The organism is Ktedonobacter sp. SOSP1-52 (assembly GCF_016587395.1).
The window spans coordinates 1,264,009-1,285,811 of record NZ_BNJH01000004.1 but is presented as its reverse complement, the minus strand read 5'-3'; the positions used below and the strand labels follow the sequence as shown (position 1 = coordinate 1,285,811).

Here is a 21,803-nt window from a genome sequence, read left to right as displayed (position 1 = left end):
CGCACCGGCTGGTAACGGGAAGAAGAGCGCCTTGGGTCGGCCCTGAGTGGCGTCCAGTGAGCCCACAAAGGCTCGCCCATCCAGGTTCTTAAAGGCAAAGATCGCTGAGACGTTCAAGACATGTCGCTGACTATCTACCTGCTTCACCAGCAGGGTCGATTCGATGACGGCCATTTTTGAGCTATCCGTGGTCGCGTCATAGACCGTCAGATCTACCTTCTGCTCCGGCTGGTTGACCAGGGAGAGCGAGTCCGACGAGTAGTTCGCATTCTGATAACGGATATACACTGCGTAGGTCAGAGTCTTGTCATTCGAGAGGCTAGAGAAACTATAATTTCCGCCCGCATCGGTAATGGTTGTCTGTGCATCCTTCGAGTTATTGCCCTGCGCCACCTGCAAGGTGACAGTCTGCCCTGCCAGGGGGCTATTATTCTTCGAACCATCCAGCAGTCGTCCATAGATATGACCCGTGCCGCCATGCGCTATCCCGGCTGTTCGTGTATGCGCCCGAGCAGGAGACCAGGCCAGAATTCCCAGTATGAGCAGCGCCAGCAGGCAGGCCCCGCCCAGCACCTGGCTTATAAACACCAGGCGTTTGCCCAGTCCAGGGTTCTTGCGTGTCTCCTTCTTGCTCAAACATTTATAGTTGCTTCGCATCGTCTTTGTCTTCCTCGTTTTGCTCTCGCATACTGCGCAACTGTTCCTCAATCATCTCATCCAGGGCCTGCTCCTGGTCATAGCGCGCCTTCAAGGCCACAAGGGCGCGCCGCATGTAACGCTCGCGCATGCTGCGATAATCTGGCTCGTCGATATTCCCAAGCTGATAATCGAGTTCAACTTCCTGAAGGGCCGCCTTGGCCGCAGTTTCCTGGCCCTCGGTGGTAGTAGCACGCTCCTGCACACTCTGTTCCACTTGCTCAGAGATGACGATCTGTTCGGCACTTCTTCTGGTCTCTGAGCGGCGCAAGAGGGGGTAGAGCACAAAAGCCAGGGCCAGTAACCCCAGGATCAATGCGATTACAATAGCCATTAGTGCTCCTCCTTCTTCTGGTGTTTTTCCTGCGCCGCTTGTGCCTCATCTGTTTGCTCTTTCTGCGAGGGGCGAAAGAGGATGTCTTCCTCGGCTAGCTCTTGTTCGAGTAAAGCCTGGTACGTCTCCAGCTCTTGTGCATCTACGATCTCTAACGAGTGGGCCTCGCGTTGCGCGAGCGTCACTCCTCGTGTTTGCGCCTGCCTGCGCCAATCGCGTAGGGTCAGGAAGACCAGGACACATCCCCCAAGCAGCAATAACGCAGGCACTAGCCAGGCGAGCAGGGAGAAGCCTTGGGACTGGGGCGTCAGGAGGATATCATCCCCATAGTGCTCGCGAAAGTAATCAAACACCTCTTGCTCAGATTTGCCCTCTTGCAACTGCTGGCGAATCTTTGCGCGCATCTGACGCGCCATATCCGCAGGGGCATCCGACACCGGCTCGCCCTGACAGACAGGACACTTGATCTGGCTGGCGACCTCCCGCACACGCTGATCCAGCGTCTTATTGCGCTCAGCATTGATATACAGGAACGACCAGGCGGCGAGCATAAAGGCGACCAGGCCCAGGCAGAGATAGAGCATGCTGCGCTTTCTTACAGGTCTCCCAGGTCTCATACGCTGGCTCCCTTGTCTACAGCCACCTTGCTTGCCTCTTCAGGCGTCGTGATCGCGACACGTCCATTTTTTACGCCCTGGCGACCATATACAGCTCGCTTGCGCCCATCCGGCCACCAGCAGAGCAGGCCACCTAGCAGCATAATGACGCCCCCATACCAGACCAGGGGCACCAGGGGATTGATAAAGATACGAATGGTGGCCTGCGAGGGACCACTCCAGTCACCCAGGAAGACATAGAGGTCGGTCACCCCCAGAGTCGTAATCGCAATCTGGCTGGCTGGCTGATTATCGAAGTTCTTATACATTGTACGCCCAGGCTGAATAGAGTCCACCAGTGTCCCATTACGCCAGACCTGCATCAGTGCCGAGACGCTCTGCTGATCATCGCCATAGCTCTGCAAGTTGCCCTTGTAGACGAACAGGTAGCCACCAATCGTGGTCTCCTGCCCGCTCTTAAGCGTGACATCCTTCTGCACCTGGAAGAAGTGAGAGCCAATGACGCCCGCCGCCAGCAAGACCAGGCCCAGGTGAACCACGTAGCCACCATAGCGCTGGCGATAGCGCTTAAAGAGCATGTAGACGGCCTGCCAGTAGGGCTCGCCATGCGCGTGCCGCACACGAGCGCCACGCCAGAGTTCATACAAGATCGCCATGGCGGTAAAGGCGCAGACCGAGAAGCCAATGTTAGCCAGGACATCCGTGACACCCAGGAGTGGCAGTACCAGTGCGCAGGCCGCCGCCAGTATCGTAGGCACACTCAGGTTACGCCAGAGAGCATTAGAAGAGGTACGGCGCCACGCTAGCAGTGGCCCAATCCCCATCGCCAGAATGAGCACGGCGAAGAGCGGACCATTCACGGAATTATAGAAAGGCGCACCCACCGTCATCGTCTGCTTGCGAATAGTCGCTGAGATCAGGGGGAAGAGGGTGCCCCATAGAGTAGCGAAGGTGATACCCAGCAGCATCAGATTATTCAGCAGGAAGACACCTTCGCGCGAGACCACCGAGTCGAACTCCTGGTCCGGCTTGAGTTTTGGTAAGCGGAAGAAGAAGAGCGCGGTCGAAAAGATGATAATGACGGCCAGAAAGGCAAAGAAATACACGCCGATGTTAGAATAGGCAAACGAGTGCACCGAGCTAATAATGCCGCTTCGCACCTCAAAGGTGCCAAAGATCGAGAGCGCGAACGAGGCGATCACCAGGAACATATTCCAGACTTTGAGCATGCCACGGCGCTCCTGCACCATTGTCGAATGCAAAAAGGCCGTCGAGGTCAACCAGGGCAGAAGCGCGGCATTCTCCACCGGATCCCAGCCCCAGTAGCCGCCCCAGCCCAACACATGGTAGGCCCACCAGCTTCCCAGGAGCAGACCCGCCGTCTGAATACTCCAGGAGGCCAGCATCCAGCGACGCATGGAGCGCAGCCAATCACTATTTACCTCGCCCGAAAGCAGTGCCGCCACCGCGAAGGCGAAGGGCACCGAGAAGCTCATATACCCCATCAACAACATCGGTGGATGCACCAGCATCCCAGGGTCCATCAGCAGCGGATTCAGGCCCGTGCCATCCTGTGGAGGATAGGGCAGGCGCACAAAAGGATTAGAAACGGTGACGAGCACCATTACGAAGAAGCCCTCAACCACCATCAAGGTCGCCAGCACATAGGGTACCAGCTTAGCGGGAGCGCGACGCGAGGTAAAGACAAAGATCGCGGAGAAGATGCCCAGCATCAGTGCCCAGTAGAGCAGTGAACCTTCCTGCCCGCCATAGAAGGCGGCTGAGGTAAAATACCAGGGCATGCTACGGCTTGACTGTTCGGCGACATATTTTACCCCAAAGTCATGCGTCAAAAACGATGCCACTAGCATCGCCGAGGCCAGCACGAGGAAGCCGGATACCACCAGGACAGACCTCTTGGCGCTTATGATTGCCTGTGGCTGCTCTCGCACTGCTCCCACCACCGCTATGACAATAGCGAAAACGGCGAAGCCGAGCGCCAGCATTAGCGCAATAATACCAATATCAGAAAAGTACACTCTACTCTATTCCTACTTTCTGGCCTACTTTCTGGCTGGAGGGGTCGCGTTCTGGAACTTGGAGGGGCACTTCGCCAGCAGGGTCTGCGCCTCGAAGGGTCCCTGGCCCGTATAGCGTCCCTCGACCACTACCTGTACACCTGGCTTAAAGATATCAGGCACCACTCCGCTATAGTTGACGCGCAAGGTTTGCTTGCCGTCTACAATTGAGAACTGAATATGGTTCTGCACATCATCCTTGACGATTGTGCCAGCCTGGACATTGCCCGCGATACGTATGGTCTGTGAGGCACAATTCGTACAGGATTTCAGTTCCGAGACTGTCATATAATAGGCGGCGCTGGTCTGTGTATTGGCATAGACCAGGTATACAACCGCTCCCAGAATAGCCAGTCCCACCAGTAAAAAGCTCAGTGGGAAACGCTTTTTGCGGCGCTGCTCTGGAGTAATCTTTGCTTCTTGCTGCTCTATCGTCATTGCAGGCGGCACGTTCCGTCCTCCTTGCCTATTAGGAAACCTGAACGCGTGAACGCTAGTCGCGAGAGCGGCGTTGGTTTCCGCATAAGGATCTAATGAGGGGCGATGGTCGCTTCAAACAGGATGTTGAGCAGCGCCCCTAGAATAAATACCAGTATGCCAAGGGCTAGCATGACTTGAGGCGCGACCTTTGAGAGGCGCGAAGTCCTTTTTGCCAGCCGGCGAATATTGCTTTGTCCCAGGTAAATAGCCACAAACAGCATTGCAAGCACGAGCACGATCTTGGTGATCAGGGTCGCGAGATATGGCCAGCCCAGGGTGGTCTGCGTCAGGCGATCCACCGTCAGGTAGACGCCGCTCAGCACCATGACCCCCATGCAGATATTGACCATCCGCTTGAAGAGGGCCGCGACCTGGCCCGAAATCACTGGAGAGGGTCCACCGGCGCGCAATGCGGGAATGACCACGAGCAGATACATAATACTGCCACCAACCCAGGCCGCACCCGCGATTGTATGCGCGGCGCGCATGATTAGATGTAAGATCATTTCCGCGTTACCCCAGCTCCAAGATCTTATTCCGAAATCCAACGTCACTCTCGTGACTAGCGCTTCGCGCTCAGGTTTTCGGATAAGAAGTATCTAAAGAAATTAGGCGACACCTAATTTCTTCAATTCGAGCTGCAAACCCTTCTGGTCCAGGGGCCCATAGCGCCCTACGATCTTGCCACTCGCGTCGATAAAGAAGGTCTCGGGATAGCCACGAATGCCATAACTGACCCCTGTATCGCCATTCAGCGTATCCTGCACATTGGTATAGCCCAGGGCATACTTCTGCAAGAAGTTATGCGCGTCGCTAGATGGCTCATTAGAATCCACGCCAAGCATGACCACATTTTTACTCTGCAACTGCTGCCAGGTCTTGCTCAATTGGGGTGCCTCAGCCTGGCACGGCTCGCACCACGAGGCCCAGAAATTGAGAATCACAGGCTTGCCCTTAAAGTCGGAGAGCTGCACTTCTTTTCCATCACTAAGCGAGGGAAGCTTGAAGTTAGGGGCATCCTTTCCAATTAAAGGGCTGGGCATCTCGCCAGTCGAAGACGTGCTGGAGGGCGCATTCTGTGCCCCAGAGGCAGGCGTCAATAATTGCGTGAGCAGCAGGGCCAGTAGGGCCACGCTAATCGTGGTCACCACACTAAAGGTAATAATATGGCGGCGCTTACTGCGCTGCTCGAAGGCCTTCTCGTCGCCCACTTCTGCCATTGTTCTATGTTGTAGTTCCAATTCTTCAGCTGCCATGTGCTTTCACTTTTTTAGTGCTCCTATCGAAAACCTAAGTGCGCTTGTCCCCGAATGGGGGGAGCACTAGCCACGAGAGCGGCGTTGGTTTTCGTATAAGAAGGTACTTGCCTGGTATCGAAGATATAATAACAGACAGATTATGGTGCTTAAGCCTGATAGCCAACTTGCAAGCCTTTAAGGCTACCTTACAAAGACCTGAACATCTTTTATATAGCAGAAAGAGAGCATCTGGCTGATGCCCTCTTTCTTATGTTCGGCAAAAAAAGCTATTTCTGTAGCGGCTACTTCCTACGCCGTGATCACATTTGCCTTCTGTTGCTTATACTCGCTAAAAAGCGAGACCATGGCGGAGTCAAAGGCAGGAAGATCCTGCGGGCTGCGGCTAGTTACCAGGTTGCGGTCACGCACCATCTCTTTATCTTCCCAGGTGCTGCCCGCGTTACGCAAGTCATCCTGAATGGTAAAGTAGCTGGTCAAGGTGCGGCCCTTCGCGACACCAGCGGATACGAGCAGCCAGGGCGCGTGGCAGATGGCCGCGATAGGTCGTTTGTTCTGATCAAACTTCTGCACAAACTCGCGTGCCTTGGGCTGCATACGAATAAAGTCAGCGTTCAGCGCTCCGCCCGGCAGGACCAGACCCTCAAACTCATCGGGATTGGCCTGGTCAAGAGTCATATCGACCGGGAACATATCCGCCTTCGTATCGTGATTCATGCCCTGCACCTGGCCACCTTTAGGCGCGATCACAGTAACCTTCGCTCCCGCCTGCTCAAGAGCCTTCTTCGGCTCTGTAAACTCTGCTTGCTCAAAACCATCTGAGACCAGAATCGCGACACGCATGCCGCTAATTGTATTGCCTTGCATGCTATGTACCCCTCTTTCTCTTTATAGTAACTAACGCTATATGCACATGATTAGCTTGACTCCTCGCGCCTGCGGCATTCGTCCTGGTAGTGTGTGATGAAGCCCTGATAGCCATTGGCTGCCAGGGCTTCATCACACACTACCTCCCATACTCAGGCGAGCCACGTAGTGGCGAGAAGTCCTGATGTGAGACGTAATATACACGTTTTAACGTCTACGTTCGTTACGCTCTCACTCATGAGAGTAGAAAGAGGGAAGTAGCACTTGCTAAGCACTAGCAATCTGTGGGCTGGCCTTCTGACCGCCCAGCGTCCAGTAGAGCAAGGCAACTATTACTATAAGAAATCCAGCCGCACTCAGGGCAACCTGGAGCAAGAGCAGGCCAATGACGACCAGGAGCAGGCCAGCGGCGGTGAGCATAGGCATCAGACTGGGGGCAGAGTGACGAGTGTAGGCAGCCAGTAAAATTTCTTCCGCCTGAGCCTCCTCGACCGCTTTCCGCGCCTCTTGCTCATGCAGAATACGCCCCACAGCCTGGTGGAGCACGCGAGCGTCAAAGGGCTTGGTCACATAGATGGGTTGGGGAGTTTCCTGCCCGGCAAGGGGAGCCGCGAGCAGAGCAGAGGGAGTGCTTTCTGCTTGTTCCCAGGATAGCACAATCGTGGGAGTTTGCCACAGATCAGGCAGTTCCTGGACAGTACGCAGCAAGTTCCAGTTACGGTGTACTCCACCATCGACATCGACCACAATCAGATCGGGCTGGCGTTTCTCTGGCAGAGGAAGCGCCCTAGATATCTGCGTCATCTCGCTCACCTGTATGCCCTGGCTCTGTAAACCAATAGCAATCAGGCGGCGTAAGCAAAGATCGCTCTCAATGAGGAGAACGTGTGGTTGCTCTCCCGACGATGCGTACATGTATGCTCCTCCAAATTGCAAGACCTTGCGCGAAGACCCATTGCAAAATAACATTGCTTCTTATAGAGAGCATACCCAATCCACATAACAATACCTTAACTACCTAGGGTATTCACCTTACAGTAACCTGAATACATCAAAACAGGTATAGAGCTGTAATACAAAAGAGAAGAAAGAGGCCAGTCCTGAGCAATGCTCAGGACTGGCCTCTTTCTTCTCTTTTGTATTACAGCTTCATGAGTTTGTAGCCAACATCGGGGACGGTCACTATATACTTCGGGCGACGCGAATCGCTCTCAACCTTGCGGCGCAGGCGGCTGATATAGACCCAGATAAAATCGATGTCACGATTATACTCTGGCCCCCACACCTTCTCCAGGAGCAATTCGTGGGTGACAACCATGCCTGCATTCTGGGCCAGCACGCTCAGCAACTTGTACTCGGTGCGACTCAATTGTATAGTCTTACCCTCAACGGTTACCAGGTGTTGCGCATGATCAATGACCAGTTCACCTGTACGGAACACAGCCTGCTGGGTTGGCTCTTCGCGTACAGCGGAACGTCGTCGTAGCACGGCCCGCACGCGCGCCATAAGCTCCTTCATACCGAAGGGCTTGAGTACCAGGTCATCGCCCCCCAGGTCGAGCAGTTGGACGCGTTCGTCCTCGTCGCACTCATCGCTCAGCATAATGACGGGTACCTGGGAGAACTCGCGCAGGCGCTGGAGCAGCTCGATGCCACTCATATCCGCCAGGCGCGTCGCCAGCAGGACCATATCTGGCTCTTCCAGGTCGATCTGGCGCAGGAACTGCACGCCGTGGTTAACCGTATGCACGCGATACTGCTGCTCCTCCAGATTCGCGCGCAGGTAACGTGCCATACGCGCATCGCCCTCAGCCAGCAACACAGAAACGCGACGATCCTGGCGCAGGAGCGCTGGACGCACGGCCCCAAGTGGACCTGTGACTGGCTCCGCAACCTCGCTTATGCGCGTACGTTGGGGCACCGCTGCGGTCTCGATACGTGGCGCCAGGGGCAGAGTAAAGTAGAAACTGGCTCCCTGGCCCTCGCCTATTGAATCAGCCCAGATACGACCGCCATGTGCTTCAATGGTTGAACGTGCCGCGGCCAGGCCCAGCCCACTACCGCCAGCCTGCTCATCGCCTTGCGATCCACGATAGAAGCGATCAAAAATGCGCTCCAGGTGCTCGGGAGCAATTCCTATACCTTCATCGATCACGCCAATCCGCATCTCAACCTCGTTGGTCTCCAGGCGAACACTCACGACCGAGTTGGGAGCGGAGTAATTCAGTGCATTATCAAGGAGATGGTTGAGCGTTTGCTCTATGCGCACAGCATCACACATCACCGGGGATAGATCGGGAGGAAGACTCAACACAAAGCGATGATAGGGAGCCTGCTTCTGCCAGCGCGTCACCAGTTGCGAGAGCAATTCTGGCATCTGCACCTGGGTGAGTCGTAACGGTTGCATACCTGCATCCAGGCGCCAGACATCGAGCAGGGTGTTAAGTACATCGTAGAGACGATCCGACTGGGTATCGATCATTTGCAGCATCTCGCGCTGCATCGCCGGGTCCCAGCGCGCCGAGCTACCCAACAGGGTGGTCGCGCAGCCTTTGATCACGGCCAGGGGGGTCTTGAGTTCATGCGCGGCGCGGGCCAGGGTCTCCCCCTGCGCCTCAAGCGCCGAACGCTCCAGAGTCACATCATCGAAGAGCAGACCGCGACCCAGGAGAGAGCCACGCCGGTCATGGACAGGGAAGGTACGAATACGCAGCCAGCGCACAGCCGCGTCCGCCAGGGCGACATCGGCTGCATATTCCTGCTCTGGATGACGCCAGACGCGATCCAGTTCGGTATGTGCCAGCCTGCGATCAGCCGAAATCGACAACAGATGCTCGCGCACATTGAAGTCATCGGGTGAGATCAAATCATGCTTCCTGATTTGTAGCAGGCGGAGTGCGCTCTGATTTGTATAGATGACACGCTGCTGATTAAGCAGCATAAAGCCGCTGCTCATGCTTGAGCACACCTCGGAGAGGATATGATACTCCTTGGTAAAGGCGGCGGGCACAATGTCAAGGTTATGGTTAAGATTTTCCATCGACATTGGGCTATGCGTCACCGTGGCTTTCTCGTCTTCTGTCCACCAACCATCGTGGGTCATAAATGCGCTTCTCCCATCGGGGGATCAGGTCAAAGCTTCCTTTTCCCGTCTGTCTCTACTAAAATCTTATTCCGAAACCCAACGTCACTGGCGTGACTAGCGCTTCGCACTCAGGGGTTTCGGATCAGAAGTAGCCATCTCTGAACTTTAGTAATTGCTCATATTGTAGCAAAAAAATTCGATCTTGCCAGGAGAGTAGGACTTTGAATCAGGGCTTTGAAGCATGAGGCATTGTATCTGGTTGAGGCGTAAAAACTGTTTTTTGCCACTCAACCAGATACGACCTTTCGGAAACCTGAGCGCGGCCGCTGTGCCCCAGAATGGGGGTTGGTTTCCGTCTAAGAAGGCAAGGATGGGGAAACACGCGCTTGGGTTAGCATCTATGGGGAGAGGTGCTCTATTTAATGATGCCCGCGATCAAGACCAAAAAGACTAGGTGGACAATCATAAAAATGAAGAAGCCAAAGCCCAGAATGGCAATCCAGCGCCGGTCATTGACATACATATGCAGGCGCGTGGGATAGGCCAGTGGCCAGCGCTCAGCGGCAACCAGGCCAACAGCGACACGCACACGTAGTGGTGAGTGCACCTTGGAGCGTTTTAGCTCAGTCACTAGAGCGTTATAACAATGTTTACACAGGGTCCAGGAGCGACGAGGCTCAGGCGCATCCTCCGGTTCAAGCACCGTCAAAGGTTCAAACCAGATACGCTGGGTACAGATTGAACAATGCTTCACTCGCATACTCCGCGTGCGCGAACCCTCTTTCTCCAGCGGCTGTGAAGTATTGGCTCGACGCATAGCCTCTTTCATTCGCCTATTCGTCCTTCCAATTACCAATCATTCTCGCTCTACAATTGCTCGCTCGCTTAATAGCCTCTGCGGGAGGAGGCAGAAGAGGAACCCCTCCTCTTATCCCGTAGAGTAATTTCTCTCTCCACTCTTACAAGCATAACGCGGGCCTGTAAGCGACACAATAACCTACAAAGGTTGTTTCTCTCACCGACTCTCTTTTTACTCTCCACCAATTGTAGCACATTCCGCCTGCAACATCAGTGTAGCTTCATTGGTGAATGTACACCTCACCAGGCGCTCTCTGCGCCTGCGGCGCTTCGCAGGAGTAAGAGGATGTGGGATGGAAATGCCGCAGGCATTTCCATCCCACATCCTCTTACTCCTGTGAGCCCTGTAGGCGCGAGAAGTCCTGTGAAGATACAAACAAGCCTGGCATCCATTGAAGGATACCAGGCTTGTTTTGCTTCTCTTGGCTTGCTCGATTGAGATTAGCCTTTGATCATCAGCAGGGGCAGCAGATAAACTGTGCTAAAGACGATGATCCAGACGATGTCGACGAAGTGCCAGTACATCTCGGCGGCCTCGACCGCGAAGTGCTTCTTGGCGGTAAAGTCGCCGCGAATGGCACGAATCAGACAGATCGTCAGGAAGATGATACCAATGGTGACATGCAGACCGTGGAAGCCGGTCAACGTGAAGAAGGCCGAGCCAAAGGCCTTAGTCTGCATCGTAAAGTGATCGGCAGTGTAGAGATTAAAGTATTCATACACCTGACCACCCAGAAAGACAAGTCCGAGGATAATCGCACCCGCCAGACCCGCAATCAACTGTGTCTTATTACCTTTGACGATGCCCTTGCGTGCAATAATTGCTGGGAAGCTACTTGCCAACAAGAAGGCAGTGTTAATCAAAGGGAACTTCCAGTCCAGGTGCTCGCCCGAGGGCAAGAGCCAGAGACCGTTTTTAATCTGTAAACCACGCACTTCCAGGTAGAGGTACGCGGCGATCAGGTTCGCGAAGATCAGCGCCTCAGAGGAAATGAAGAGGATCATACCCCACCAGTTCATGCTGCGTCCTACTTCAACATGCTCCTCTAGCGACCTGACCTGCTCGCCGTGAACAACGCTCATATTATGAACTCCCTAACCATGTTCTCGTTATCTACGCTCGTAGATCCATCCTATGATACAACCGATGAGCAGCACCACGCCGAGACCACAGACAATCGGCTGAAAGACGAAACCAACCAGAATGAGAGAGATCGCGACCGTGGTCACAAGCGGCCAGATGCTAGAACGAGGCATCAAATCCTCTTCCTTTGGCACGACCTTCTTGCGCTTCTTGACTGCGCCCTTCGCTGGCTGTTCAGCAGCCTGAGGAGGCGTAACCTCCTCCTGCTCCTGTTCCGCTGGTGCTGCCACAACCTGTGCAGATTGTGTCTCTGGCTGCGCGGACTTCTCGCGCTTCTTGTCCAATTGTTTGGCTTTGGTCATGGTGCTACTGTACCTCTAGTGAATAGCCGACTTCCAGTCAGCAATCTCAGGATTCTTCTTGTCATAGAATGGACGGCGGCTGCGGACCACGGGGATGGTGAGGAAGTTGTACTTCTTCGGAGGAGAGGTTGTATCCCACTCCAGGGTGAAGGCATCCCATGGATCGCTACCAGACTCTTTGCCATTCTTCAAGCTCTTGAAGAAATTGAAGACGAAGACCATGACACCAAGGCCAACCATGAAGGCGCCAATCGTCGCCATAAGGTTCAGCTCATTCCAACCCAGGTTGCCCGGGTAGGTGTAGACGCGGCGGGGCATGCCCAGCAGGCCCAACAGGTGCATGGGGAAAAACGCCAGGTTCATGCCTATCAGCAGCAGCCAGAAATGAACCTGCGCCAATTTCTCGCTCATCATCTTGCCGGTCATCTTGGGGAACCAGTAATAGATACCCGCGAAGATAGCCATGGCGCTACCGCCGAAGAGCACGTAGTGGATGTGCGAGACAACGAAGTAGGTGTCGGTGATCTGGTAGTCGAAAGGCACGACGGCCAGGGCGGCACCGTTCAAGCCACCAATCAGGAACATACCAATGAAGCCAAGCGAGAAGATCATTGGTGCCTTCAGGCTCAACTTACCTTTGTAGATCGTACCCAGCCAGTTGAAAATCTTTACCGCGGTTGGCAGAGCGATCAGGGCTGTGCTGGAGGCGAAGAACGCCTGCGCGACAGGTGGCAGACCAACGGCAAACATGTGGTGTGCCCACACGGTAAAGCTCAGGAAGCCGATAGCCACACCTGACCAGGCGATAAAGGTATAACCAAAGATCGGCTTGCGCGAGAAGACGGGCAAGATTTCAGAGGTGATACCAAAGGCCGGCAGGATCAGGATGTATACCTCGGGATGGCCAAACGACCAGAACAAGTGCTGCCAGAGTAGCGGGTCACCGCCATATGCATACTGATAGAAGTGCGTGCCCAGGTGGCGGTCCAGCAGCAGGAAGACGCTGGCGGTCGTCAGGCTAGGCAGAGCAAACAGCAGCAGGAAGGACATGACCAGGATCATCCACGAAAAGAGCGGGATGCGGTTGATGCTCATACCAGGCGCGCGCATCTTCAGGATGGTTACCACGAAGTTCAATGAACCGCTGATCGAGGATACGCCCAGCAGCGTGGTACCCAGAATCCAGAAATCGGCATTCATGCCAGGTGTACAGTTGTACGCGTGAATACCGCAAGCATCCTTGGTCAGGCTCAGGGGAGCGTACATGAACCAACCGCCATTAGGCGCGGCGTTGAACAGGTAGCTCGACTGTAGGAAAATGCCACCAAAGAGCAGAATCCAGAAGCCAAAGGCGTTCATACGCGGGAAGGCCATGTCGCGCGCGCCCATCATCAGCGGCACAACATAGTTACCAAAGCCCGCCATCATCGGCATCACGAACAAGAAGATCATCGTGGTACCGTGCATGGTAAAGATCTGGTTATAGGTCTCAGGACTGATGACTTTGCCATTGGGTACTGCCAGCTGTGTACGGATCAAGAGAGCCTCTAGACCGCCCACCAGGAAGAAAAAGAAGGCAGTAACCATGTACATGATGCCGATCTTTTTATGATCGGTCGTCGTGAGCCATTCACCCAGGTAAGATTCACTGAATGATCGCTCACGAACTACTGTTGTAGCCCTATCATTGATAGTGCTAGTAGCCATGAATAATTCCCTCCAACGAGTCTAGCCCCACAAGTGAGGTAGACGGGCCAGTTATGCTTATAAGCATGCTACTTGAGGCTTTCCAGATAAGCCACCAGAGCCGGCAGATCCGACTTGTCGACGTTCACCGACATATCGTTGCCAGGTTTGACTTTCTGGGGATCAGAGATCCACTTCGCCAGGTTACAGTTGCTGAGGTCACCACCAGGATTACAATCCTGCGCATTGTAGTCCAGCACACCGCCAGCGATCAGGTGACGGCTACCGAAGTGCGTCAAGTTTGGACCAATCAGACAACCGTTCGCGTTCTGTGGATCATCGCAGCGCCCAACGGGATTGGGATCCTGTAGATAGGGCGTGCTCTGACTGACACCAACGATACCATGGCAGGTGGTGCACTGGTTCTTAAAGACCTCCTGGCCTTTCGCCTCCAAGCTACCAGGAGCAGGAACGGCGGCCGCCTGCTGCTGCAACTGTGCCCATGAGAGGAAGTCGTTGTTGTCATGCGTGACTTTAACATCAAAGCGCATGTTCGCGTGTTGCGTTCCGCAGTACTCGGCGCAGATACCCACATAGGTCTTATCCGCCGTATCCGCGCTAAACCACTTCTCGTTATCGTGGCCGGGGATGACGTCGGTCTTACCAGTCAGCGCTGGCACCCAGAAGCTGTGGATAACGTTGTTTGAGTACAGCTTCACATGCACATTGGTATGGGGCGGAATCACCAATGTATCCGCGGTGGTCATCTTATACTCTGGATAGTAGAATTCCCACCACCACTGGTGTCCATACGCCGTCACCTCAATTGTTTTGTTACTATTGGCTGGTGGCGTGGCGACGTCGAAAATACCCTTGATAGTAACACTCAACACCGCCAGCAAGACAACCGCTGGAATAATAGTCCAGATCAATTCGACGGTAGTATTACCGTGGATCTGTGGCGGGGTGGGCGAATCAGGGCGCTCGCGGAAGCGAATTGTAGAGTAGATCAAGACACCTTCTACACCTACAAATACAACCGCGGCAATTATGAGAATAATCCAGAAAACATTGCTCTCGCTTCTGGCAATCGGGCCCGCCGGATCAAGGATCGAGGGCGAGTTTTCACCACAAGCGGTCAACAGTATCGAGGTCAAAGCGAGACCGGCAACAAGGCTCGCCCAACGCTTTGGCCTACGAAATAAAGGCATCCTCACGTCTAAATCTCCTAACACGTAGTTTGACGATGAACGATAATGTCTCTTTTCGTCGACACTCTCTCCATTTTATTGTCCAAGTGTAGCGAGCCACCCTAACAGGTAGCTTGCAGTCCCTAAAAACCACCTTACAGGAACCTGAATAAAACCACGTGTAACAGAGGCCGCGCTCGCTTGAGAGGCTGTGTAACAATGTGTAGCACCAGGTGGCAGCATAGGTTGGGACATGTCAGAGGACACCATGGATTGATCATCCCAGTGGGACTAGCACAAAACACGTAATCCCAATGGCTTTTTCTTAATATCTGTCGTCTATATTAGAAAGAGTAGAGAGAGATAGTAAAAGCTCATTTCGCTTCAGTCGGTACCCCTCAAGGTGCTCTTCTCCGCTACATACTATAACACAATTTGTACAGTCTAACAAAAACTTTCAATCCGCTTCCTAAGCCGTTTCAAGCCCTTTTCCACGTTCTTTAAGGTCCATTACTGACAGCTAAATGGATTGCCAATCCTCAAAAAACTCTGAAAATCCGCACGGTTGACCTGTCTAGCGGTTGTCCTACTTTTCCATTTGATGAAAACCAAAAATTCCCTGTGAGAGAGCACAAGAAGACACGTCGCCATGTAATGAATGACGACGTTCGCCCATTTGCTTAGGAGGTGCAAGTCAAGAAAATTACGAGCACTTCATCTTCTGAAGGTTAGAGGTGAGTTGCCTTGCATATTGCTCGCACAGTTCTTGTTTGCGCGCAACATAAATGGCCTTACTGTAAATTCCATCCAAGGTAATAATCCTCACTTCTAACTGCTCATCTTCAAAGAGCTCAACATAGGTCGTGGCTCCGTGTTCGTGATATGTAACTGGAACCTCTTTGATATTGCTTCGCCGATAGGAATTCGCGCCTGTAATTCGCAGCGAAAGGTGTCCCGTCGTCGCGGGATACGCAATACTACAGGCAATTTCGTAGATGTAGGAGTCGAACTCCCTCGCCCGTTCTTGCAGGATGCATTCATACGAGATATGTACGAGAAAATCGCTTGGCTGGCTCTCTTCTAGAGAGGTATTTGGAATAGATTTCGACAAGAAGCAGCTCGCTTTCTACTACCAGGCACCATGAAAGGCAACCACATTATCCATGTGAGGAGATCTCGCTAGACTCTGTCACGAAACATAGTGCGCCTCTTCTCGCTTGCTCGTCTCCTTAAGTAACTCTGGACATTTCTGTAACAAAAGAGACCAAGAGCTAGCAAGCAGAAGAGTAACAAAATTATGGGTAATGACATCAGTATTTCCTCCTCACTATTTTGTCAGCAACAGTGTGCGAGAGTTACCTGCTCAAACAGGCTGCATATTTTCGCCAATTCTCATGAATAAGCCATCTCGATACATCTGCTTATAGATGCTCCACTCATCTTCTTGCACATTGAGCAGATCCTTCAGCAAAGACACATCTGACACATGCAAGTCTTTTTCCGCCTGGTAACACAGTCGGCCTATTTTTTGCTGAATCATCGTATGCTGCATGAGTGTGGTGTGATGGGTATTAGCGAGCCACTTCATCTGCAAACAGATTTCGAGAAACAGGGTCCTAAAGGTTTTCATACATACCCCTTTCTAGTGCTCGCAGGTGTTTTCGGAGAGATTACGCATTGGAGCAGGTAGTACAACTATTTAAGATAGAGGAAAGAGGATCACCGCTCTTCCTTCTTCAAGTTTGTGCTCCTATGAGTTGTCTTTGGCTTGTTGCGTAATTTTCTCTGCAATATCTTTAACCTGTGCTTCTATGGCAATGAGCATGGTTTCATCTAGTCGCGGCTCACTGTGTTCTTCACGTTGATCCTGAACCATCTCCATTACACCCGCGATGTGACTCATCAGGTATTCACCGCTCGCTTGAAGCGCAAGTGTATGAAGTTGTTGTTTATCCAAAGGTGTCCTCGCTTTTTCGATGTTGTGCTCCTTTTCAGGAGCCATATAAGAGGTGATTCTAAAGAGATGCTCTTAAGTGAGGAAACCACAACACATCTCTTCCGGCTTCGTTTATAGCTGAAGGAGAGAGCAGGTATCACGATGTGTATATCATCTATTCATTATACATCTTTTTATCCCAAAACACAATACCAATAATTGAAGAGGTATAAGTCAAAATAAATAGAGCGAAGTAGACTTTATATAGAGTGCAAAGCACTGATAATCGAAAATCCGGACAAAAATAGAAGTTGATTTTCTGCATAAGCGAGGGTAAGAGAAAAGAGCGTCTCCTGAGAAGAGCGCATTGTAAGCGCTCTTATGTATACAGCAGGCAGGCCATTAGTACATCTTTTTACGCCTTGTTTGAAAAATTATTTTTCAAATTGTCTAAATTATACAGGCTTTTCATTTGTAATTTTTTTAAAAATACTGTATACTAGTAGGGTCATACATTGATGAGAACTGTTCCGCGTAGAAAACTTTTCCCGCATGTTATCGTCTGCCTTCCACCTATTCTGGCAATTTTTCATCACCCATTCCGAGAGAATGTAAAACATCGAAGGAGCAGGAATGTTCCATTTGTTTTATCTTTGCTCGTCTTCATGAAAACAAACGCGCCTTTACAAAGAAATGAGAGTAGCCAATGGCCATACCCACCCTCGACCAGACCGAAGGTATCTGGATCACTCGGACCAATAATTCGGGATATCACTATGTGCAGGATGTCTTTGCAGGAGAAAACCCGCGAGATCAATTTCACCGGGCAAATTGTCGCCTGTTGATCACCAAAGGGCGCCTGATCCCGGAAAGAGGTGATGCCCTTAATCCATCCGAGCGTCTTTGGGAGAAGGCACAACGCTACAGCCAGGTCCTGATATGATGCAGAAACAGACATGACACCACACCACTGCCTGGCTTCCTTCAGAGGAAAGAGAAGCTGATGAGACGAATGCCAACAGGAACGCTTGTTTGGAGCCTCAAGCGCTATACCAAAAATGCTAACTTGTGGGACCGCGTCTGCTTCAGGTGCAAGCAAAAGGTTCCCGTCTTTGAGTATGAGCTTCGTGATGAACAGGGGCGAACACTCTTTCACTTTCTCTGTGAGGAATGCGCGCAGAAGAAACTTGCGGAATGGCTTCAATGTACAGAGAGTCCCGACTATATAGCTCTTGGCTACCAGACAGATTTTGATATCGCGAGCGTATTCTTTGAGCAAAAAAATGAAGGCGAAACCCTGCTCCTGACACGTTGGAGCAAGGAACAACGGCGGCGCAGACTCCAAATAGAGACTGATGCAGACGCTTAATAATAAATAAAGGAGCCATAGGCATGACTTACACACGCCAAAACAGTGTTGAAGAGCAGCGAGAAGCCTCTCACCAGGCCAGGCGCATTACTACTCTTTGTGAAGAATTCTACATCACACTCGATGCTATTGACTGGCAATATCTGGGCATGCAGGCTCCGGTAAACGTAGACGGTATTAACATCTCGACCCTTCAAGTCCTTAGCCAACGTGCGAGCGATGACATCCTGCGCCAGATACAAATGAAGCTCTTCGAACATGCTGCTCTAGAGGCTATTCACGCTCCATCAAGTCTGAAGGCGCTCATATGGTCTCCTATCGAGGTCCTACAACCCCAGGCATTTTTACAACTCTGGGTTATAACGATGGAAACGGGTGAGCGTGTCCCGGTCATTGAATCGCTCAAAGATGGGCATCGTGTCTACGAACATTATAAATTTGATGGAAGTCATGAGCAGTTTCTCCAACTCTTTGGTCCGCTCGGCAATGGGAAGCTTCCTCTTGGAGAGAGGGTTACCATCCAGGTGCGAGAAAATCAATATACGGGAGAAATCATACACATCCTTCCTCCCGGCAAAAATCCTACCTATCGCAAAAACGCCTCAAAGCACGCTACAGCGTCAGAGCAGATATTCTTCAAGGACCTGATCGAAAGATATATGGTTGACTGTCACAACGGTTTTCCCTACATTGTGAATCAGACACAAATTGTTGCTAATGTACCTGTGAGCTGACTGTCGAAATAAACAAGCTACCATCCTTGACACCTAAGCTTATTCCACCTGGATGGAAAGTCTAAAGTCAATGCATCCAGAGTTACGCCGGGGCGGTTGATCCCAACCAGGAGCTGAAAAGTCAGCTCCTGGTTGGGATCAATTTCCTCTTTCACTTACAGTACTTGCAGGTCGGATAACCCGGTCAGTTGTTCGCTAAGTTGTTGGAGTCATCGTTGCTGGTCGCGCCCGTGAAGCAGTACGGTCGCTCCCTGCTTTGCCAGGGCCAATGCCGTCTGTTTTCCGAGCCCGTCGCTTGATCCGGTGATCAAAATGGTTTGTTGTGCAATGGGTTTCATGGTCTGCCCTCTTTGAGAGATGCGCTCCTCAATTACCAGGATGACCTGATCCGCGCTCCTCCATCACAATCAATGATCGTACTGGTTATAAACGTGTTACTAATCAGCATAGCAATGACCTGGGCCACATCCTCTGGGCGTCCAATGCGCTTAGCCGGAGTGATAGCTGCGGATTGCGCGAAGAATGCCTCGCGCATTTCCTCCGGGAAATCACCCCAGAAAGGAGTTGCGATCCCTCCGGGTGCAACGGCGTTGACACGCAAGGGCTGCAATTCCAGTGCAAGTGTGGGAACTATGGCTTCCAACGCCCCATTGACGGCCGCGAATCCGGATGCACCAGCGAAAGCGGTGTGAGCCGTGATAGCACTGACGATAGTCAGAGAGCCATCCTTGCGTAAGAAATCGAGACTGGCCTGCGCCGCGATCAATTGCGGCCAGAACTTGGTCTCAAACCCTTGACGAAGCATATCAAAATCAAGCGTGCGGAACTCTCCCGCTCCTACGTTGCTCGCTAAAGTCAGGACAAGATGGTCAAAGGTACCAATGCGGTCGAAGAAGTTGCGCGTCTCTTCACGCGAGGTTGCGTCTACGACCTCACCGGTGACAGAGCCTTTAAGAGCGGCGAGCGCCCTTGTCACTTTTTCCAGCGAGCGCCCGGCGATAATGATATTCGCCCCGGCCTCAGCCAGAAGGTGAGCCGTTGCCAGTCCAATCCCGGACGTTCCGCCGAGAATCACAATGCGCTGATCCCTCAAGTCCATTTGATTTCCTCTTTTTCATGCTGGTTTCTCTCTCCAGCATCTGCTACAATAAACGATACGCGGCGTGTCATATTGACAATAGCAATTGTATACGATACGTATCGTATAAGTCAAGGGGATAATGTTAGAGGAGGGAAGAGTAATGTTTGAGCAGGGGAGGCCATTAGAAACAAGCGGGCCTGGCCGCCGCCGCAGCGATCAGGCCCATCAGGCCATCTTGCAAGCGACAATTGAGGTGCTCTCCCAGGAGGGCTATCGTGCCATGACGATTGAAGCGATTGCCGCGAGGGCAGGCGTGGGGAAAAAGACCATTTATCGCTGGTGGTCTTCCAAAGCGTTCGTGACGCTTGAAGCACTGACTGTGTATACCGAGGAGCATACGCCTTTTTCAGATACTGGCTCCCTGGAGGGAGATTTACTGACCTACTTTGAGCATTCTTTCGCAGGCTTGCAAGGGAAAGCGGGAACCGCATTGAGTGGGATGACGGCTGAGGCACAACTGGACCCAGAATTTGCACGTGAATTTCAGCGCATGTTCATCGTACCACGAAAGCAAGAGCTGGTTGAGCTCTTGCAACGAGGAATGCAAAGAGGTGAGCTGGCTGCTGATACCAACCTGGATGTGCTCGCGGACTTGATTTATGGAGCAAAATGGTATCGCTTTCTCTTGTATCCTAAGCCACTGGATGATGCGTTCGCCAAAGAAATTGTCACGTTGATTCTCCGCTTGAGACCAGAAGCGTAGCACATAAGGGGAGAAAGATGGGAATTGTATAAAATGGGAATTGTATAAGAGTGATAGATGAGCCGATAGAGAGAGGCAAAGAGTTTTTTCAACCAGAGGCGAACTTTGCCCATCATTCTTCAACCTTTCAGGTGTTTGTAAGGTGGCATTCATTGCTTGCAAGGAGCCTATCAGGAGCAAGACCGACAATGAGATATGCAGCACTGGCTCTAAACAATTTTAAAAACTATACTTTACGACAGCAATATACAGCCATTACCGCCTCGCGTGAGCGGCGGTCTTGTTCCATATTTGATTGCGGTTCCTGAAGTGACCGCGCGCTAATGAGGAGATTATTGTGTCACAATCCAATACCACTCTCGCCGCACAGCCAGCCTGGCGCGCGACACTTTCCGCTTATATCAACCTGGTAAAGCCACATGTCACCGTCCTGCTATTGGGCGTGACAGCCGCGACCATGGCTATCGCGGTACGCGGACTCCCTCCCCTGGGCATTACGCTTGGAACCCTGCTGGGCGGCTTTATGTCAGCTGGGAGCGCAAACTGCATCAACTGCTATATTGATCGCGACATCGACCAGGTCATGGGGCGGACGCAACGCCGTTCTCTGCCCGCTGGCCGCGTCCAGCCACAGCAGGCTTTGATCTTTGGCATTATCCTCGGGGTTGGCTCCTTCTTCCTGCTCTGGGGCCTCGTTAATCTGCTTAGCGCCGTTCTGGCGACCTCGGCGATTCTGTTCTATGTCTTCATCTATACACTGGGCCTCAAGCGTACCACCGCGCAAAATATCGTGATTGGTGGGGCCGCGGGCGCAGTTCCGGTCCTGGTCGGATGGGCTGCTGTCACCAATTCAGTTTCCCTGTCAGCCATCTGGCTCTTTGCGATCATCTTCTATTGGACGCCTCCCCACTTCTGGGCGCTCTCGCTGCTGATTCAGAAAGACTATGAGAAGGCGAAAGTCCCCATGCTCCCGGTTTTGATGGGCGAAACTGAGACACGCAAGCAGATTCTGCTCTACTCGCTGCTCCTGGTCGCGGTGACCACGATTCTCTTCCTTATGGGCGCCATGGGTTACATCTTCCTGTTCAGCTCACTGATCCTGGGTGGCATCCTGGTCTATATGGCGGTCCGCCTGCTCAATGATGACGCATCGAGGAAGTGGGCGCGTACGATCTTCTGGTACTCCAACTGCTATCTCGCGCTTATCTTCGCTGTCGCAGTCATTGACCGGGTCATTCACTTCTAGAGTCGTTAACGCGATGTGCAAGTTCGTTTCGGCCGCCTGCGGCGGCGAAGAGGAAAAAGAATTTGGGGACACCCCAAACCC

The 21,803-nt window shown here is 52.5% G+C and carries 25 protein-coding genes; 5 read left to right on the top strand and 20 right to left on the bottom strand.

Going from position 1 to position 21,803, the window contains the following annotated elements:
* From JMJ16_RS40740 to JMJ16_RS40655, 18 genes are all read right to left on the bottom strand, one after another.
* The coding region (locus JMJ16_RS40740) for a carboxypeptidase-like regulatory domain-containing protein (RefSeq protein WP_201390804.1) at positions 1-657 on the bottom strand (657 nt) is incomplete at its 3' end.
* Positions 641-1,030: a hypothetical protein gene (locus JMJ16_RS40735; protein ID WP_201390802.1), complete on the bottom strand. Its 390-nt coding sequence runs from the start codon at positions 1,028-1,030 to the stop codon at positions 641-643. The genes JMJ16_RS40740 and JMJ16_RS40735, both read right to left, overlap by 17 nt.
* Positions 1,030-1,647 carry a cytochrome c-type biogenesis protein CcmH gene (locus tag JMJ16_RS40730; protein WP_201390800.1) on the bottom strand — a complete coding sequence of 206 codons (618 nt, stop codon included), beginning with the start codon at positions 1,645-1,647 and terminating at the stop codon, positions 1,030-1,032. Before JMJ16_RS40730 ends, JMJ16_RS40735 begins: the two co-directional genes overlap by 1 nt.
* Positions 1,644-3,686 (bottom strand): heme lyase CcmF/NrfE family subunit, encoded by a 2,043-nt coding sequence (locus JMJ16_RS40725; protein WP_201390798.1) that lies wholly within the window; start codon positions 3,684-3,686, stop codon positions 1,644-1,646. Before JMJ16_RS40725 ends, JMJ16_RS40730 begins: the two co-directional genes overlap by 4 nt.
* 24 nt (positions 3,687-3,710) lie before the next feature.
* Positions 3,711-4,175, bottom strand: a complete 465-nt coding sequence (locus JMJ16_RS40720) for a cytochrome c maturation protein CcmE (protein WP_007912294.1) — start codon at positions 4,173-4,175, stop codon at positions 3,711-3,713.
* An 80-nt stretch (positions 4,176-4,255) separates the two neighbouring features.
* Positions 4,256-4,711 (bottom strand): CopD family protein, encoded by a 456-nt coding sequence (locus JMJ16_RS40715; protein ID WP_201390796.1) that lies wholly within the window; start codon positions 4,709-4,711, stop codon positions 4,256-4,258.
* A gap of 102 nt (positions 4,712-4,813) precedes the next feature.
* On the bottom strand, positions 4,814-5,461 hold the full coding sequence (locus JMJ16_RS40710) for a TlpA disulfide reductase family protein (RefSeq protein WP_201390794.1): 648 nt from the start codon (positions 5,459-5,461) through the stop codon (positions 4,814-4,816).
* Between the two features lie 291 nt (positions 5,462-5,752).
* Positions 5,753-6,328 (bottom strand): type 1 glutamine amidotransferase domain-containing protein, encoded by a 576-nt coding sequence (locus JMJ16_RS40705; protein ID WP_201390792.1) that lies wholly within the window; start codon positions 6,326-6,328, stop codon positions 5,753-5,755.
* A 267-nt stretch (positions 6,329-6,595) separates the two neighbouring features.
* Positions 6,596-7,243 (bottom strand): two-component system response regulator, encoded by a 648-nt coding sequence (locus JMJ16_RS40700; RefSeq protein WP_201390790.1) that lies wholly within the window; start codon positions 7,241-7,243, stop codon positions 6,596-6,598.
* Positions 7,244-7,469: 226 nt separating this feature from the next.
* Entirely contained in the window at positions 7,470-9,431 is a 1,962-nt protein-coding gene (locus JMJ16_RS40695) for an ATP-binding protein (protein WP_201390788.1), read from the bottom strand.
* 397 nt (positions 9,432-9,828) lie between these two features.
* On the bottom strand, positions 9,829-10,242 hold the full coding sequence (locus JMJ16_RS40690) for a hypothetical protein (protein ID WP_201382437.1): 414 nt from the start codon (positions 10,240-10,242) through the stop codon (positions 9,829-9,831).
* Between the two features lie 470 nt (positions 10,243-10,712).
* Complete coding sequence (locus JMJ16_RS40685; RefSeq protein ID WP_201382435.1) at positions 10,713-11,354, bottom strand: heme-copper oxidase subunit III; 642 nt, start codon at positions 11,352-11,354, stop codon at positions 10,713-10,715.
* A 27-nt stretch (positions 11,355-11,381) separates the two neighbouring features.
* On the bottom strand, positions 11,382-11,717 hold the full coding sequence (locus tag JMJ16_RS40680; protein ID WP_201369801.1) for a cytochrome c oxidase subunit 4: 336 nt from the start codon (positions 11,715-11,717) through the stop codon (positions 11,382-11,384).
* Positions 11,718-11,732: 15 nt separating this feature from the next.
* Entirely contained in the window at positions 11,733-13,424 is a 1,692-nt protein-coding gene (gene ctaD, locus JMJ16_RS40675; protein ID WP_201390786.1) for a cytochrome c oxidase subunit I, read from the bottom strand.
* Positions 13,425-13,492: 68 nt separating this feature from the next.
* A complete protein-coding gene (gene coxB / locus JMJ16_RS40670; protein ID WP_201390784.1) occupies positions 13,493-14,614 on the bottom strand; it encodes a cytochrome c oxidase subunit II in 1,122 nt (373 codons plus the stop codon).
* Positions 14,615-15,296: 682 nt separating this feature from the next.
* Positions 15,297-15,704 (bottom strand): hypothetical protein, encoded by a 408-nt coding sequence (locus JMJ16_RS40665; RefSeq protein WP_201390782.1) that lies wholly within the window; start codon positions 15,702-15,704, stop codon positions 15,297-15,299.
* Between the two features lie 252 nt (positions 15,705-15,956).
* On the bottom strand, positions 15,957-16,223 hold the full coding sequence (locus tag JMJ16_RS40660) for a hypothetical protein (protein ID WP_201390780.1): 267 nt from the start codon (positions 16,221-16,223) through the stop codon (positions 15,957-15,959).
* 120 nt (positions 16,224-16,343) lie between these two features.
* Positions 16,344-16,595: a hypothetical protein gene (locus JMJ16_RS40655; RefSeq protein WP_201390779.1), complete on the bottom strand. Its 252-nt coding sequence runs from the start codon at positions 16,593-16,595 to the stop codon at positions 16,344-16,346.
* 640 nt (positions 16,596-17,235) lie between these two features.
* On the opposite strand from JMJ16_RS40655, the gene JMJ16_RS40650 reads away from it, so the two are divergent.
* From JMJ16_RS40650 to JMJ16_RS40640, 3 genes are read left to right on the top strand one after another with little or no spacing between them, the layout of a single operon-like run.
* Positions 17,236-17,472, top strand: a complete 237-nt coding sequence (locus JMJ16_RS40650) for a hypothetical protein (RefSeq protein WP_201390777.1) — start codon at positions 17,236-17,238, stop codon at positions 17,470-17,472.
* A gap of 60 nt (positions 17,473-17,532) precedes the next feature.
* On the top strand, positions 17,533-17,898 hold the full coding sequence (locus tag JMJ16_RS40645; protein WP_201390775.1) for a hypothetical protein: 366 nt from the start codon (positions 17,533-17,535) through the stop codon (positions 17,896-17,898).
* A gap of 23 nt (positions 17,899-17,921) precedes the next feature.
* The gene (locus tag JMJ16_RS40640) at positions 17,922-18,632 is read left to right on the top strand and encodes a hypothetical protein (RefSeq protein WP_201390773.1); all 711 of its coding nucleotides are present in this window, start codon (positions 17,922-17,924) and stop codon (positions 18,630-18,632) included.
* 209 nt (positions 18,633-18,841) lie between these two features.
* Here the strand turns inward: JMJ16_RS40640 and JMJ16_RS40635 are convergent, their stop codons facing one another.
* Positions 18,842-18,970, bottom strand: a complete 129-nt coding sequence (locus JMJ16_RS40635; protein ID WP_201369810.1) for an SDR family NAD(P)-dependent oxidoreductase — start codon at positions 18,968-18,970, stop codon at positions 18,842-18,844.
* 32 nt (positions 18,971-19,002) lie between these two features.
* Positions 19,003-19,731 (bottom strand): SDR family oxidoreductase, encoded by a 729-nt coding sequence (locus JMJ16_RS40630; RefSeq protein ID WP_201390771.1) that lies wholly within the window; start codon positions 19,729-19,731, stop codon positions 19,003-19,005.
* Positions 19,732-19,873: 142 nt separating this feature from the next.
* On the opposite strand from JMJ16_RS40630, the gene JMJ16_RS40625 reads away from it, so the two are divergent.
* Together JMJ16_RS40625 and JMJ16_RS40620 are read left to right on the top strand one after the other, a co-directional pair.
* Positions 19,874-20,476 (top strand): TetR/AcrR family transcriptional regulator, encoded by a 603-nt coding sequence (locus tag JMJ16_RS40625; protein ID WP_201390769.1) that lies wholly within the window; start codon positions 19,874-19,876, stop codon positions 20,474-20,476.
* Positions 20,477-20,813: 337 nt separating this feature from the next.
* Positions 20,814-21,722, top strand: a complete 909-nt coding sequence (locus tag JMJ16_RS40620) for a heme o synthase (RefSeq protein ID WP_201390767.1) — start codon at positions 20,814-20,816, stop codon at positions 21,720-21,722.
* Positions 21,723-21,803: the final 81 nt, after the last annotated feature.

What these genes read in the sequence shown, in the direction of transcription:
- JMJ16_RS40695 (WP_201390788.1), bottom strand. Translation starts at nt 9,431, where the DNA reads ATGACCCACGATGGTTGGTGGACAGAAGACGAGAAAGCCACGGTGACG.
- JMJ16_RS40625 (WP_201390769.1), top strand. Translation starts at nt 19,874, where the DNA reads ATGTTTGAGCAGGGGAGGCCATTAGAAACAAGCGGGCCTGGCCGCCGC.
- JMJ16_RS40730 (WP_201390800.1), bottom strand. Translation starts at nt 1,647, where the DNA reads ATGAGACCTGGGAGACCTGTAAGAAAGCGCAGCATGCTCTATCTCTGC.
- ctaD (WP_201390786.1), bottom strand. Translation starts at nt 13,424, where the DNA reads ATGGCTACTAGCACTATCAATGATAGGGCTACAACAGTAGTTCGTGAG.
- JMJ16_RS40640 (WP_201390773.1), top strand. Translation starts at nt 17,922, where the DNA reads ATGACTTACACACGCCAAAACAGTGTTGAAGAGCAGCGAGAAGCCTCT.
- JMJ16_RS40705 (WP_201390792.1), bottom strand. Translation starts at nt 6,328, where the DNA reads ATGCAAGGCAATACAATTAGCGGCATGCGTGTCGCGATTCTGGTCTCA.
- JMJ16_RS40710 (WP_201390794.1), bottom strand. Translation starts at nt 5,461, where the DNA reads ATGGCAGCTGAAGAATTGGAACTACAACATAGAACAATGGCAGAAGTG.
- coxB (WP_201390784.1), bottom strand. Translation starts at nt 14,614, where the DNA reads ATGCCTTTATTTCGTAGGCCAAAGCGTTGGGCGAGCCTTGTTGCCGGT.
- JMJ16_RS40735 (WP_201390802.1), bottom strand. Translation starts at nt 1,030, where the DNA reads ATGGCTATTGTAATCGCATTGATCCTGGGGTTACTGGCCCTGGCTTTT.
- JMJ16_RS40635 (WP_201369810.1), bottom strand. Translation starts at nt 18,970, where the DNA reads ATGAAACCCATTGCACAACAAACCATTTTGATCACCGGATCAAGCGAC.
- JMJ16_RS40715 (WP_201390796.1), bottom strand. Translation starts at nt 4,711, where the DNA reads ATGATCTTACATCTAATCATGCGCGCCGCGCATACAATCGCGGGTGCG.
- JMJ16_RS40655 (WP_201390779.1), bottom strand. Translation starts at nt 16,595, where the DNA reads ATGGCTCCTGAAAAGGAGCACAACATCGAAAAAGCGAGGACACCTTTG.
- JMJ16_RS40650 (WP_201390777.1), top strand. Translation starts at nt 17,236, where the DNA reads ATGGCCATACCCACCCTCGACCAGACCGAAGGTATCTGGATCACTCGG.
- JMJ16_RS40690 (WP_201382437.1), bottom strand. Translation starts at nt 10,242, where the DNA reads ATGAAAGAGGCTATGCGTCGAGCCAATACTTCACAGCCGCTGGAGAAA.
- JMJ16_RS40660 (WP_201390780.1), bottom strand. Translation starts at nt 16,223, where the DNA reads ATGAAAACCTTTAGGACCCTGTTTCTCGAAATCTGTTTGCAGATGAAG.
- JMJ16_RS40645 (WP_201390775.1), top strand. Translation starts at nt 17,533, where the DNA reads ATGAGACGAATGCCAACAGGAACGCTTGTTTGGAGCCTCAAGCGCTAT.
- JMJ16_RS40630 (WP_201390771.1), bottom strand. Translation starts at nt 19,731, where the DNA reads ATGGACTTGAGGGATCAGCGCATTGTGATTCTCGGCGGAACGTCCGGG.
- JMJ16_RS40700 (WP_201390790.1), bottom strand. Translation starts at nt 7,243, where the DNA reads ATGTACGCATCGTCGGGAGAGCAACCACACGTTCTCCTCATTGAGAGC.
- JMJ16_RS40680 (WP_201369801.1), bottom strand. Translation starts at nt 11,717, where the DNA reads ATGACCAAAGCCAAACAATTGGACAAGAAGCGCGAGAAGTCCGCGCAG.
- JMJ16_RS40685 (WP_201382435.1), bottom strand. Translation starts at nt 11,354, where the DNA reads ATGAGCGTTGTTCACGGCGAGCAGGTCAGGTCGCTAGAGGAGCATGTT.